This is a genomic window from Methanoculleus oceani (genome assembly GCF_023702065.1).
Classification (GTDB): domain Archaea; phylum Halobacteriota; class Methanomicrobia; order Methanomicrobiales; family Methanoculleaceae; genus Methanoculleus; species Methanoculleus oceani.
Genome location: NZ_QFDM01000002.1, coordinates 681430 through 694604, shown reverse-complemented (window position 1 = coordinate 694604; position 13175 = coordinate 681430). Strand labels below are relative to the sequence as shown.

The 13175-nt window shown below is 57.2% G+C and carries 7 protein-coding genes, 2 tRNA genes and 3 rRNA genes; 7 read left to right on the top strand and 5 right to left on the bottom strand.

The window, feature by feature from the left end:
- Positions 1 to 813: 813 nt before the first annotated feature.
- The 5 genes from DIC75_RS08485 (at position 814) to rrf (ending at position 5862) form a co-directional block, all read left to right on the top strand.
- Positions 814 to 2280, top strand: a 16S ribosomal RNA gene (locus DIC75_RS08485).
- A 68-nt stretch (positions 2281 to 2348) separates the two neighbouring features.
- Positions 2349 to 2421, top strand: a tRNA-Ala gene (locus tag DIC75_RS08480).
- A gap of 123 nt (positions 2422 to 2544) precedes the next feature.
- Positions 2545 to 5472: ribosomal RNA gene (locus DIC75_RS08475) — 23S ribosomal RNA — on the top strand.
- A 108-nt stretch (positions 5473 to 5580) separates the two neighbouring features.
- Positions 5581 to 5652: transfer RNA gene (locus tag DIC75_RS08470), tRNA-Cys, on the top strand.
- A gap of 88 nt (positions 5653 to 5740) precedes the next feature.
- Positions 5741 to 5862 (top strand): 5S ribosomal RNA (gene rrf / locus DIC75_RS08465).
- Together the 16S, 23S and 5S rRNA genes with 2 tRNA genes alongside form the textbook arrangement of a ribosomal RNA operon.
- Before the next feature lie 519 nt (positions 5863 to 6381).
- Here the strand turns inward: rrf and DIC75_RS08460 are convergent.
- From DIC75_RS08460 to DIC75_RS08450, 3 genes are all read right to left on the bottom strand, one after another.
- Positions 6382 to 6723, bottom strand: coding sequence for a hypothetical protein (locus tag DIC75_RS08460; protein ID WP_250987588.1), 342 nt, complete (start codon positions 6721 to 6723; stop codon positions 6382 to 6384).
- An 803-nt stretch (positions 6724 to 7526) separates the two neighbouring features.
- Positions 7527 to 7964 carry a hemerythrin domain-containing protein gene (locus DIC75_RS08455; protein WP_250987587.1) on the bottom strand — a complete coding sequence of 146 codons (438 nt, stop codon included), beginning with the start codon at positions 7962 to 7964 and terminating at the stop codon, positions 7527 to 7529.
- A gap of 124 nt (positions 7965 to 8088) precedes the next feature.
- Positions 8089 to 8538: a hemerythrin domain-containing protein gene (locus tag DIC75_RS08450; RefSeq protein ID WP_250987586.1), complete on the bottom strand. Its 450-nt coding sequence runs from the start codon at positions 8536 to 8538 to the stop codon at positions 8089 to 8091.
- Positions 8539 to 8679: 141 nt separating this feature from the next.
- Here DIC75_RS08450 and DIC75_RS08445 point away from each other — a divergent pair, with 141 nt between their 5' ends.
- Both DIC75_RS08445 and DIC75_RS08440 read left to right on the top strand, forming a co-directional pair.
- Entirely contained in the window at positions 8680 to 9993 is a 1314-nt protein-coding gene (locus tag DIC75_RS08445; protein WP_250987585.1) for an APC family permease, read from the top strand.
- A gap of 103 nt (positions 9994 to 10096) precedes the next feature.
- Complete coding sequence (locus DIC75_RS08440) at positions 10097 to 10975, top strand: phosphate ABC transporter substrate-binding protein (protein ID WP_250987584.1); 879 nt, start codon at positions 10097 to 10099, stop codon at positions 10973 to 10975.
- Between the two features lie 51 nt (positions 10976 to 11026).
- Here the strand turns inward: DIC75_RS08440 and DIC75_RS08435 are convergent, their stop codons facing one another.
- Positions 11027 to 12520 (bottom strand): MBL fold metallo-hydrolase, encoded by a 1494-nt coding sequence (locus DIC75_RS08435; protein WP_250987583.1) that lies wholly within the window; start codon positions 12518 to 12520, stop codon positions 11027 to 11029.
- Between the two features lie 130 nt (positions 12521 to 12650).
- Positions 12651 to 13157, bottom strand: coding sequence for a flavodoxin domain-containing protein (locus DIC75_RS08430; protein WP_250987582.1), 507 nt, complete (start codon positions 13155 to 13157; stop codon positions 12651 to 12653).
- Positions 13158 to 13175 lie beyond the last annotated feature (18 nt).

The following is a 13175-nucleotide window of genomic DNA, read 5'->3' as shown; positions in this document are numbered from 1 at the left end:
CGTGCTCGATTCTGCATCCGAATGCAGAATGCCCGATGTCCCCAACGAATATGGGGGTCCAAGTCATGTGCTTGGATCCGACGAAGCAGGGAAATGTATATATGGCATTGACGACAACATTGTAAGGCTGTGTTGTCAGGGCGTCAGACCGTGCAGCCCGTTCCGGGTGGTCTGGTCTGGTGCCCCTTCAACCGTTGTGAGGTCCCGGGCGTCGACCCGGGACTGATACGGGTTGACAATGTTTATATGTCTGGAGATTCAACGTATATTCTCACAAGATGTATCGGCGCTCGCACAATTCGGGCAGCCTGGTACGATCGGACCGGGAATATACGATGGATTCCCGGTTCGAATCCTGAAGCAGGAACGTAATGTTTATATGTGATTAATCGCAAACATTAATTCCCGCACAGGTGAAGCAGGGGGGTCGGAACGCTGTGTTCTGACCCGGTTCTGTGATCGGGCCGGAGATTCATTCTGAATTTCCGGAATGACTCCTGAAGTAGGATGAGAACGTTTATATGGAATGAAATACAAACGTTAATTCCTGCGCAGGTGGAATGTCCCGGTTCGATTCGGGCCAAGTTTCCCTGTATTCAAAAAAGGACATGAAGATCCGAGTTATCAAAAACTCGAATCCGATACAGGAAACATATGTTTAAGTACTCATAAACTAAACATTGTTTTCCTGTTGATGGGGAATCAACGCGACCGCACAAGAGCGGGTTGATTCTGACGTTGGCATTGGCAATGCGGAAATTTGTTCAGTAACCGCTAATTCCTCCCAAGTTTACAGTAGTGTGCATACTTCAAATTCTGGTTGATCCTGCCAGAGGTCACTGCTATCGGGGTTCGATTAAGCCATGCGAGTCGAGAGGGTTCGGCCCTCGGCGTACTGCTCAGTAACACGTGGATAACCTGCCCTAAGGAAGGGGATAACCTCGGGAAACTGAGGATAATACCCTATAGGTTACAGATGCTGGAATGCTTTGTAACCCAAAGTTCCGACGCCTTAGGATGGATCTGCGGCCGATTAGGTTGTTGTTGGGGTAATGGCCCAACAAGCCAGTAATCGGTACGGGTTGTGGGAGCAAGAGCCCGGAGTTGGATTCTGAGACACGAATCCAGGCCCTACGGGGCGCAGCAGGCGCGAAAACTTTACAATGCGGGCAACCGTGATAAGGGAACCTCGAGTGCCTGTATATGCAGGCTGTCCAGGTGTCTAAAACACACCTGAAGAAAGGGCCGGGCAAGACCGGTGCCAGCCGCCGCGGTAATACCGGCGGCTCGAGTGGTGGCCACTTTTATTGGGCTTAAAGCGTTCGTAGCTGGGTTGCTAAGTCTCTTGGGAAATCCGACGGCTTAACCGTCGGGCGTCTAAGAGATACTGGTAATCTTGGAACCGGGAGAGGTGAGGGGTACTTCGGGGGTAGGAGTGAAATCCTGTAATCCTCGAGGGACCACCTGTGGCGAAGGCGCCTCACCAGAACGGCTTCGACAGTGAGGGACGAAAGCTGGGGGAGCAAACCGGATTAGATACCCGGGTAGTCCCAGCCGTAAACGATGCGCGTTAGGTGTATCGACGACCACGAGTCGTCGAGGTGCCGAAGGGAAACCGTGAAACGTGCCGCCTGGGAAGTACGGTCGCAAGGCTGAAACTTAAAGGAATTGGCGGGGGAGCACCACAACAGGTGGAGCCTGCGGTTTAATTGGACTCAACGCCGGAAATCTCACCGGATAAGACAGCGGAATGATTGCCGGGCTGAAGACTCTGCATGACTAGCTGAGAGGAGGTGCATGGCCGTCGTCAGTTCGTACTGTGAAGCATCCTGTTAAGTCAGGCAACGAGCGAGACCCACGCCAACAGTTGCCAGCATGGTCTCCGGACTGATGGGGACACTGTTGGGACCGCCTCTGCTAAAGAGGAGGAAGGAATGGGCAACGGTAGGTCAGCATGCCCCGAATTATCCGGGCTACACGCGGGCTACAATGGGCAGGACAATGGGTATCGACACCGAAAGGTGAAGGCAATCTCTTAAACCTGTCCGTAGTTCGGATTGTGGGCTGTAACTCGCCCACATGAAGCTGGAATCTGTAGTAATCGCGTTTCAAAATAACGCGGTGAATGTGTCCCTGCTCCTTGCACACACCGCCCGTCAAACCACCCGAGTGGGGTTTGGATGAGGCTGCGGTTGTTGCCGCAGTCGAATCTAGGTTCCGCAAGGGGGGTTAAGTCGTAACAAGGTAGCCGTAGGGGAATCTGCGGCTGGATCACCTCCTAATGAAATTACTTGGGGCAAGCGGTTGCTGAACAAAACGTAAAATTGCCGATGTCAACGGAGAGACTCGGGCTCATAGCTCAGTTGGAAGAGCGCCGCCTTTGCGAGGCGGAGGCCGGGGGTTCAAATCCCCCTGAGTCCACTGGGCGGGACGGATTCGGTCCCGCCTTCAATGCACCCGGAGATGAGAGTCACCGGGGAAGGGCTGAAGGTCTTTGACCTGAAGAAGCTGTGTATAGGTGCGTACTCTGGACGTTAAATGAGTTCAGCGGAATGGCGATATGCCTATCAGTGGATGGCTCGGTTCGAGTGCCGAAGAAGGGCGTGCCAAGCTGCGATAAGCTCCGGGAAGACGCATGGAGTCTACGATCCGGAGATTCCCTAATGGGACATCCCAACACTTCGGTGTTGATCCGTAAGGATCGGGAACCCCCCGAATTGAAACATCTTAGTAGGGGGAGGAAAAGAAATCAACCGAGATGTCGTTAGTAGAGGCGATCGAACACGACAGAGTTCAAACCGAATCCCGCAAGGGAGATGTGGTGTAGTAAGCCTACCGTCTGGGTACCAAGGTCAAACGGAAGTCCTCTGGAATGTGGCACCAAAGAGGGTGATAGTCCCGTACGTGTAAGCCAAGGTATCCTGGTAGTGTCTTGAGTACCGCGGGTCGGAATTCTCGCGGGAATCTGGGGGTCATCAACCTCCAAAGCTAAATACTACTCGAAACCGATAGCGTATTAGTAGCGTGAGCGAAGGCTGAAAAGTAACCCTTGAAAGGTGGTTAAAAGCGCCTGAAACTGATAGGTGATGGTGAGTTACGGCGCCAAAGGATCTTCCACGTGAAGGAACCCGTCGCGAGGCGGTAGTACGGGCGTGGTTGCCAGTGTCGTAACGTACGTTTTGAAGAACGGGCCAGAGAGTTTATTCTGTAGGCGAAGGTTAACCCAAAAGGGGAGCCGAAGGGAAACCAACAGGTCCGTAGCCCTCGGGCATGGGACGACGTATTAAAAGTGCGTGGAGTCTGCAGGATAAGACCCGAAGCCTAGCGATCTATGCGTGGGCAGGTTGAAGCGTGCCGAAAGGCGCGTGGAGGACCGCAGGCGGTTTTGATATGCAAATCATTCGCGTGACCTGCGTATAGGAGTGAAAGATTAATCGAGCTGGGCATCCGCTGGTTCCTCTCGAAACATGCCGTAGCATGACCTGGCTGGAGATAGACGGTGAGGTAGAGCACTGATTGGGGGAGCTGGGGGAGAAATCCCTCACCCCCCTGTCAAACTCCAAATTCCCCGTCGTCGAAGAAGGCTGGCAGTCCGCATTACGGGGTAAGCTTGTAATGCGTAAGGGAGACAACCCAGACCGTGGTTAATGTCCCTCAATGTAGGCTAAGTGTCAACACTGAAAGGCGTCCCAGGCCAAAGACAACTGGAAGGTGAGCTCAGAAGCAGCTATCCTTTAAAAAGTGCGTAACAGCTTACCAGTCGAGGTTTGGGGCACTGAAAATGGACGGGGCTAAAGCCTACTACAGATACCACGGACCACGCGCAAGCGTGATGGCGTAGAGAGGCGTGCTGCCTGGGCAGAAGCAGGGGCGTAAGCTCCTGTGGACCGGGTAGTATTGAGAATTCTGGCATTAGTAGAAGCAAAGTTGGGTGAGAATCCCAACCGCCGGAGGGGCTAGGTTTCCTCGGCAATGTTCGTCAGCCGAGGGTTAGTCGGTCCTAAGATGTGTCGTAATTCGAGCACGTCAAAAGGGAAACAGGTTAATATTCCTGTACCATTCATCCGTAGCGTTATGCCCTGACGCTTCGGGATATGCCGGGCAGGGTCGTCGCCCTGTCCAAGCGTTCAAGCTCGTGGAGTACCGCCATGGTGAGAAGCGAGTGAAGGCGTGATGGGGTAACTCGGCAAATTCCTGGAGCCCGTGAAAAGGGGGATGAATGTCCGTACCGAGATCTGACACAGGTGCCCCTAGCTGAAAAGGCTAAGGCGTGTCGGTTTAATCGTGTTAAGGGAACTCGGCAAATTGGCCCCGTAACTTTGGGATAAGGGGTGCCTGCCTGGCGATCAGGCAGGTCGCAGTGACCAGGGGGCTCTGACTGTCTAATAACAACATAGGTGACTGCAACTCGGAAACGATTAGTATAGTCACTGATTCCTGCCCAGTGCGAGTATCTGAACACCGGGTTCAACCGGACGAAGGACTCGTAAACGGCGGGGGTAACTATGACCCTCTTAAGGTAGCGTAGTACCTTGTCGCTTAATTGGCGACTTGCATGAATGGATTAACGAGAGCCCTACTGTCCCTAACACGAAGCCGTTGAACATTTTATCCTAGTGCAGAGACTAGGGACTCCAGATGGGAAGTGAAGACCCCGTGGAGCTTTACTGCAGCCTGTCGCTGTGTTACGGTATTCCTTGCGCAGTGTAGATGGGAGGCGTCGATCCATCCCTTCCGGGGGATGGGGAGCCAACAATGAGACACCATCCTAGGTTTACTGTAACACTAACTCTCTTTGGAGAGGACAACGGTAGGTAGGCAGTTTGGGTGGGGCGCCACACCCTCGAAAAAATATCAAGGGTGCCCTATGGTCAACTCATGTGAGTCAGAAACTCACAGGAGAGTGTCAAGAGCATAAGTTGGCCTGACGCGATTTCGCATAGCAAGAAATCGCGAGAGGAAACTCGGGTCTAACGAACCAATGAGCCTTATTGATGAGGGCCATTGACGACAGAAAAGCTACCCCGGGGATAACAGAGTCGTCGCCGGCAAGAGCACATATCGACCCGGCGGCTTGCTACCTCGATGTCGGTTCTTTCCATCCTGGCCGTGCAGCAGCGGCCAAGGGTGAGGTTGTTCGCCTATTAAAGGGGATCGTGAGCTGGGTTTAGACCGTCGTGAGACAGGTCGGTTACTATCTATCTGGAGTGTTAGGAGTCTGAAGGTAAGATGGAAATAGTACGAGAGGAACTTTCCGTCGTCGCCTCTGGTCGATCGGTTGTCCGACAGGGCAATGCCGAGCAGCTACGCGATAAGGGATAAAAGCTGAAAGCATCTAAGCTTGAAACCTGACCTAAAAAGAGACTCCGTTGAGGACATGGGTAAAAGACCCGTTTGATAGGCTTGGGATGTAAGCACGAAGGCAACGACGTGTTCAGTCCGCAAGTACTAACGTCCGATGCCTTCCGCTGAACTCAGACGAAATCCGGAGTACGCACCTATAAACGCCTCATGGCCGGATCTGGTAAGGGTGTAACCCTTAAATAGATTGGGCGACAACATAGTAAGGCAACACAGCTTGCCAAGGTGGCGGAGCGGCCACGCGGTTGACTGCAGATCAACTACACCCCGGTTCAAGTCCGGGCCTTGGCTTCCATTCGGGCGCGTAGCGGTCGATGGGGGAGAAAACCCCGCAGGGGTTTTCGACTCGATTGACGCATCATGTCCGGATGACACTGGTAATAGCGGCCATAGCAGAGGGGAAACACCTGGACCCATTCCGAACCCAGAAGTTAAGCCCTCTCACGTGCTGTATTGTACTGAGGTGCGAGAGCCCTCGGGAAGTGCAGCTCGCTGCTATTACCTCCCTTTACAATGAAAACTGTTCTTCTAGTATCTTACTGTGCGAACGCCAGTAGTTTGTTCTTGATTGTCTCTTTTGCGTAACGCATGTTTTTACAACAATAGCATCCCGTCGTCGGATTCTGTCGTCATTTTGAGTGTTTCTCGGCGTGAGCGTCAGCGAGAATGATCCGGTTGTGACCTGGTGTTCCCTTTCCGGCAGATATCCAGAGGACGCTCTCAAAACAGAGAAACCAGGTTGAGGAAGAGGGGGAGCGGCCTCCCCGTCCCCGATGAAACTCTCTTGCAGCACCTTCCGGGACATCCGGCACGATGCCCGGTGCGACTCCTCCCCGTCCTCGGAGCCGCGGGTGTTCCGGGATTTTACGTCGATGGAAGAGAGGGTTTCAAACCATGATTGGATCTCAAGGATGTGCCGCCGTTGCAGGGGCACTATCCTATCTGTGGATGTTATTGTTTATTTAACTTTTGACATTTGTCGAATTAATTACCTTTACCTGCCCCGGGAGACCTGGCGCACTATGATACCGGCGGTGCCTCCCGCGATTGTGCTTCCAGGACGTTTGCGGAGTGGGACTGTCGTTCTTCCTGTATGAGGTGCAGTATCCGTGACAGCACCTCCTCGTCGGTCGGCAGGCCGGAGTCGAGAACCTTTCGCATCCGGATCGGGACGGAATCCATCCGGTAGCCCGTTCCCTCGCAGTCGATCCCCACACATGCAACCGGGATATGGAGATCCGCAAAGGCGGTGCTGAGCGAGACGAACGGATTGATGACGATGGTAGGGATCGTCGCGAGGTGCTCGTTGCACTTCCTCGGCAGGTGAGCCCCGGGATCGTGCGGAAGTGCCGCTCCACCCAAAGAGGAGCGGCCGTTCGGCGCCGGCGAGCACTTCTGCGGTGTACCGGATACCCTCCTCAAGCCCTACTGGGCCCCATGACTGGTTGTCCCTCAGGATTGGTGATCTAAGGCGGCTCCCGGACAGGAACTTTTCCGAGCCCAGCGAACATGCATTATCGACGGACGTGACGGCCCCGCCCTCGACCTTCACGACGAGGTCGTCGCAGAGGCACCCGCAGAGAGGGCAGGCAACGTCGTGGATGGTTGCGGCGCTGCCGCCGTCTCCCCCGGTGCGGGGCCCCGGCACCGGAGGGCATGCGACACCGCCCTCTTCGATGAGGATCTCCCAGCCCGACCTTGGAGGCTTCTTGCTCCGTGTCAGCGTCCCCTCCAGCCATTTGTAGTCCGGGGCACCGGTTCCCCGTGTATTTGCGTGCAGAATTGCATTTGCATGCGGCCCACAGGGGATGAATACGGTTCCGGATACGAGATCTTCGCAGGGCGTGGCGATGAATACTTCTTCTCCTGTCCCGGTCGAGAGGAGCAGTGAGTCCCCTGCCACTGCCCCGAGTTCCAGGAGATCGAACGGGTTGACGAAACAACGCCCTGTCTCGTAGGAATATCCGGGCGTGTCTTTATAGTAGAGTTTTCTACCCTGCGCGATCGTCCTTCCGCTCGTGATGAGAACTCCCATTGAAGGCCAGTCTGTCTCCGGTGCTAATATCTTTTACGGAAATATATTTACAAAACAGTATTGTAAAATATTATTATTTACCCGGGTCGGATAAACCTTACTTTTACCCGGCGCTCGTCCATCCCGGCAGTTATATTGCAGCGAATTGTGCCGCTTTCTGTTTTTCCTGTTCGAACATCTCCCCCAGTCCGAATAGTTCAGCCGGGCTGAGGTGATGCTCTGCCCGGCTGAAGACCTCCCTCTCTTCCAAGGTGAAATGTGTCTCGACCAGTTCCCGGAGACCGACAAGCGCCGGCATCCAGGTATCGTCCCTGAGAGGGATCATCTCGAATCTGGCCAGCGTTTCACGAATATCGGTGTGTTCCCGAAGCGATTGCCTGATCTCCTCCGGCACAACGTCCCGGAGCCGCGCATAGAATGTGGCCTCCTCCGCGTAGATGTGCCCCGGCAGCTCGCGACGGAGCGTAATGCACCGAACATCCCGGGTCTCGGGATTGCTCTCGAGCTCGTCGAAGAGACCCCTGATAAGGTCGTGGTCGTCCCTGATGAATTCAAGAATCTGCGGCATACATGTCCTCCTTTTGAATGAACAATAGGAGATGCGGTACTTAACGATTTCGCCGGATCTAACCGGCCAAAAAATAGGGGCATCGGTGCTTGCGCACCCGCCCGCATCGATAACGTCCGAGCGCTCAGCGTGTCGCAACCGGCATCGCGCTCTTCTTTGCCTCTTCGTAGCTGCTGCCGAGGTTCGAGAGTTCGTCGCTGCTCATCTTCTCCTGCATCTGCGGGAAGATCTCCTCCTCCTCCTCGCTGATGTGGTGCTTCACGTTCTCCTGAATCACCTTTATCTTCGCTACCCAGACATCCTCCTTCGATGTGGATGCGCTGTCGAGCTGGCCGAGCAGAGACTTGACCGCGTTGTGCTCCTCGATCGCCTCGAGAGCCATCTCCTGCATCCCCGAATCCATGAGTTTCGGGTACACGGCCTGCTCCTCACCGATCATGTGCGGCATAAGGTTCTCTTTTAAGGTGTTGTATTTCTGCTCCCGGTTGCTCGTGCCCTTGCTTGAGAGTTCCGAGAGCTGCGAGAGCACCATTTCGTGCTCCTGTTTCAGGATATCGATAACATTCTGCGCCATCTGATCACTTCCCCCTACTCTGCAGGGAGGCCTGCATGGGCAGGTCCCATATATATGGATTGCGCCGTTTCTCCCCCGGGTGCAGACCTGCCGATCGTTCCCGGATACCCATAAATGGTGCAGACACATACGGTAGAGCATATGGCCGAAGAAAGACCGGATGCCTCGAATCCCGGCGCGAAGCTCCGTCGGGAGCTCGGGCTGCCTGCAGTCACTCTCTCGGGCGTGGGGATCATCCTCGGGGCCGGTATCTATGCCCTGCTCGGGGAAGCGGCCGGCATGGCCGGCAACGCTGTCTGGCTGACGTTCGCCATCGCCGCCACCATCGCCGCGTTCAGCGCCCTCGCCTATGCCGAGCTCTCGTCGATGTATCCGCGTGCAAGCGCCGAGTTCGAGTACGTCTCGAACGCCTTCGGGAGGCGGCTTGCGTTCGTCGTCGGGTGGCTGATCATCTTCTCCGGCATCCTCGGCGCCGCAACAGTCTCGCTCGGGTTTGCCGGCTACTTCTCGGACCTCGTCGGGTTTCCGGTCATCCCCTCGGCGGTCCTGATCATCCTCCTCCTTGCCGGGATCCTCCTCTACGGCATCAAGGAGACCGCCCGGGTCGCCATCGCCCTGACCCTTATCGAGGTCGGGGGCATCGTCATGGTCATCCTGATCGGCCTCCCGCACCTCGGGCAGGTGGACTACCTCGACATGCCCCATGGGGTTCCGGGCCTCCTGCAGGCGTCCGCACTCGTCTTCTTCGCCTATATGGGATTCGAGGAGATGGTGAAACTCTCGGAAGAGACCAGAAACCCGGAGCGGACCGTCCCGATTGCCCTGATGATCGCGCTTGCCGTCTCCGTCCTCCTCTACATCCTGGTAGCCCTCGCCGCCGTCTCGGTCGTCGACTCCGCGCAGCTCGCCGCCTCCCGGGCACCCTTCGCCGACGTTGCGTCCGTCGCGCTCGGCCCTGCGGCGTTCACCCTCATCTCCGTCATCGCCCTCTTCGCCACGGCGAACACTGCCCTCCTGATGATGATGGCGTCGTCCCGGATCATCTACGGCATGGCCTCCTCCTTCTCGCTTCCGGCGTTCCTCGGCCGGGTGCATCCCCGGACGCGGACGCCCTGGACGGCCATCGTTGCCGTTGCACTCGCCTCCATGGTATTCCTCTTTGCCGGCGAGATCGATTTCGTTGCGAACATCACCAACTTCACGCTTTTCGTGACATTCGTCGTCATCAACGCATCCGTGATTCTGCTCCGGTATCGTGCGCCGGATGTGGCCCGCCCCTTCCGGATACCGGGAGCCATAGGGTCTCTGCCGGTCATCCCGGTCGTCGGCATCATCTCAAGCCTCTTCCTCCTCGTCCAGCTGGACTCCCTGGTGCTGCTGGTCGGCGGGATCCTGGTAGTTCTCGGTGCAGGGATTGCATTGCTCGGAGAGCAGCGATCCGGCGGGACGGCGTAACGATGGGGAGATGGCCCCTATCTCAATAGTTTATGGGTTTACTATGTGTCTCCAGGGTTACTTTCGATAAACTCTCTATTTTCTCCCTCCCTCACCAGTTATCATGACAGGTCAATCTTCTGTCCGGCACGGCAGAGCGCTTCTTGCTCTCCTGGCCGCTCTCGTCATTGCCGCCACACTCTTTACCGGGTGTACGGCAGGTACCGATGGAAATGCCGATCCGGCGGACCAATTCTCCGGAACCCTCTCGGTCACAGGCTCGACGACGGTTCTCCCCATTGCGCAGCTGACCGCCGAGACGTTCATGGCCGAAAACGCCGGCGCCGATATCCGGGTCAGCGGCGGCGGGTCCAGCGTCGGCGTCCAGGCCGTCGGCGAGGGCACTGCCGATATCGGCATGGCTTCCCGCGACCTGAAGGATGCCGAGAAGGAGAAGTATCCAAAACTCGTCAGGCACACCGTTGCCATCGACGGCATCGCGATCATCGTCAACCCGGGAAACACCGTTGAGAGCCTGACGATGGATCAGATACGGGGCATCTACAACGGCACCTACACGAACTGGAATCAGGTCGGCGGGTCGGATCAGCAGATCGTCGTCGTCGGCCGTGACAGCGCTTCCGGAACCCGCGAGTACTTCCAGGAAGCCGTGATGCAGAAAGAGGACTTCGTCAACACCCAGCTTGAGAAGAACTCGAACGGTGCTGTGGCGCAGACCACCGCCCAGACTCCGGGTGCCGTCGGGTACGTCGGGCTCGGATACCTCGACAACACCGTGAAGGGCCTCTCCGTCGATGTGAACGGGGATGCCGTTCTACCCACGATCGAGAACGTGAAGGCCGGAACCTATCCGATCGCACGCGAAGTGTTCATGTTCACGAAGGGTGAAGCAGCCGGCCTTGCGAAGGCGTACATCGACTTCATCCTCAGCCCCGACGGTCAGGCGATCGTTGAGGAAGAGGGATTTGTCCGGGTCGACTGAGCTCGTCCCGGGGGTGAGGGTCCGGTACGCCAGCGGCAACCGGGCTGCCGCCTAACTCTCTTTTGACTCCCTGGCCCGGTAACACTCGACCGGCGCGACCGCTTCCATCTTCCCGTCCGAGAGGACGGAGACGGCGCCGTGACCGCACGCGATCAGGCACCGGCGACCGGTCGGGGCGAGTTCCTCGTCCAGGTTCCGGATCAGTTCAAGCAACGCCCTGCGCTCCCGGCGTGCACAGTCGCTGTCGACGTTGACCGACGTCACCAGGAAGTCGGCCAGCGAGTTGTAGCGTTTCCGGTCTTCGTCGAGGCTCCCGAAGTTGATCAGCGTATCGGCGGTGAAGATGATCCCGTGCCCGGGACAGAAGAAGTAGACCTGGCCGTGCATGTGCCCGCCCAGGGACTCGAGGACCTCGAATTCGAGGTCGTGGACCTTAATCCGGGCAAGGACGGGAAAGATCGAGCGTGTGCCGATTCTCTCCGCCGGGAAGACCTCCAGGTTCTCCGGCGGAGTGAAGTGCGAGAAGAGGTTGATGATGGTCGTGTAGACCTCTTCGAGGATCGAGGACTCGCTGCGCGAGCCGTAGGCCCGGTTCGCCCGGCTGATGATCTCCCGGGACCCGGCATGCATATACGCGTTCGCATCGAAGAGCCCGCCCGCCCCGCAGTGGTCCGCGTCGGCATGGGTGAGGTAGATCCTCCTGATCTTTTTGAGATCCCCGAGGTTGTAGTGCTGGAACATCCGCACGACGTCCTCGTGGTAGATCCCGTATCCGGTGTCGATCATGACGGTCTCGTCCGGAGCGCGGAGCAGGAAGATGTTTCCGCCGCCCGGCATCTGGAAGCAGAAGACCTCGACGGCGTCGCTCAAGCGGATGCGTTGGACGTCCGCGTAAAACCGGTCGCCTGTTGTGTTCCGGAGCGTCCTCCCGGTGAGCAGGATGCACTCGAAGACCTCCTTCGGGTCCTGGCCGAGGCTGTTGAGTTCCTGGACGATGTGGTTGACATCCTGCAGGAGAGAGAGCAGGAACTCGTCCTCGGCAGTCCCGATCAGCCCCCGCACCGCCTGGGCGAACCTGACGTAGAAGACGGTGTCGTCGAGCTGCTCGCCGGTCATGTCGTACTCCAGGATCTCGAGGCGGTACTGCGACTTCAACCGGTCGAGGAGGCTCTCCACGATCGCGGTCTCTTCGACGTTCAAGCTGATGGTGACCCTGCCCGGGTCGCACCGCCGGTCGTCGAAGTCTATGTAGGCGATGTTTGCCCCCGCCCCGGTGATGTAGGTGAGGAGCTCGAAGAGGGATCCGGGCTCGTGGGGGACGTGTACTGAGAACTTGAGAAACCCGAGCGTGGGCAGCGATTCCTGGAGGTAGCCGATCGCGTGGAGGTCTTCCTTCATCCGGCGATAGGTCTCCGGGGTGGCGGTCACCTCGAAGAAGACCGTGGCGGGATCGATCCTGCGGTCGTACTGGATGCGGATGATGTTGCCCGAATAGGACTTGACGATCTCGGCCGCGCGGTGCAGCGCGCCCGGTTCGTCGGGCATTCTCGCGACAAAAGAATATTTGTTCACCCGGTTCACCTGATAGTCTTTAGAGATGGGTGGTCGTCCTATAAGCACCTTTTCTTGCGTTCCTCTGGGCTGGAATGAGAAATAAGGGATTTTGGTGCTGTTGTCAGTCCTGAGAAAGCCTCGGGCGCACCGCCTCCGCCCAGGAGCGGACGGCCTCCCAGTTGCGGAAGTCTCCTGTCTTTGCCCTGATGAGTTTGGTGATGGTCCGGTCGGTGAGGGATAGGCGGCCGCTCTCCAGCCTTCCCGGAAAGACGCCGACATCCACGGGGGTTACGAGCATCCTGACCTGGTCCATCGACGCTTCCGCTTTCCTGAGGATCTCTGCTCCCCCGTCTGCGACCGTGAGCCCCACGGCAAAGTAGGCGACCGGGATGGTGCGCAGGTGCTGCTGGTGCCGCTCGATGAAGACCTGCGACTCCGGGAGCCATTTCCCCATGTAGATCGGGCTCCCGATGACGGCCGCCCGGTACGGCGAGAGATCCTCTACTTCGCCCACCGGCAGCACATCGACCGCAACGTCTGCCTTCCGGAGTTCATCCCCGATCGCCTCCGCCACCTCTGCGGTCGAGCCGTAGCGGGTGGCATAGGCAACAAGAATCTTACCTGTCATATTACAGGTACCTCTCGC

Excerpts from the sequence above, each read along its gene's own strand:
- DIC75_RS08455 (WP_250987587.1), bottom strand. The coding sequence starts at position 7,964 with ATGCCGCAGATTCTTGAATTCATCAGGGACGACCACGACCTTATCAGG.
- DIC75_RS08450 (WP_250987586.1), bottom strand. The coding sequence starts at position 8,538 with ATGGCGCAGAATGTTATCGATATCCTGAAACAGGAGCACGAAATGGTG.
- DIC75_RS08445 (WP_250987585.1), top strand. The coding sequence starts at position 8,680 with ATGGCCGAAGAAAGACCGGATGCCTCGAATCCCGGCGCGAAGCTCCGT.
- DIC75_RS08440 (WP_250987584.1), top strand. The coding sequence starts at position 10,097 with ATGACAGGTCAATCTTCTGTCCGGCACGGCAGAGCGCTTCTTGCTCTC.
- DIC75_RS08435 (WP_250987583.1), bottom strand. The coding sequence starts at position 12,520 with ATGCCCGACGAACCGGGCGCGCTGCACCGCGCGGCCGAGATCGTCAAG.
- DIC75_RS08430 (WP_250987582.1), bottom strand. The coding sequence starts at position 13,157 with ATGACAGGTAAGATTCTTGTTGCCTATGCCACCCGCTACGGCTCGACC.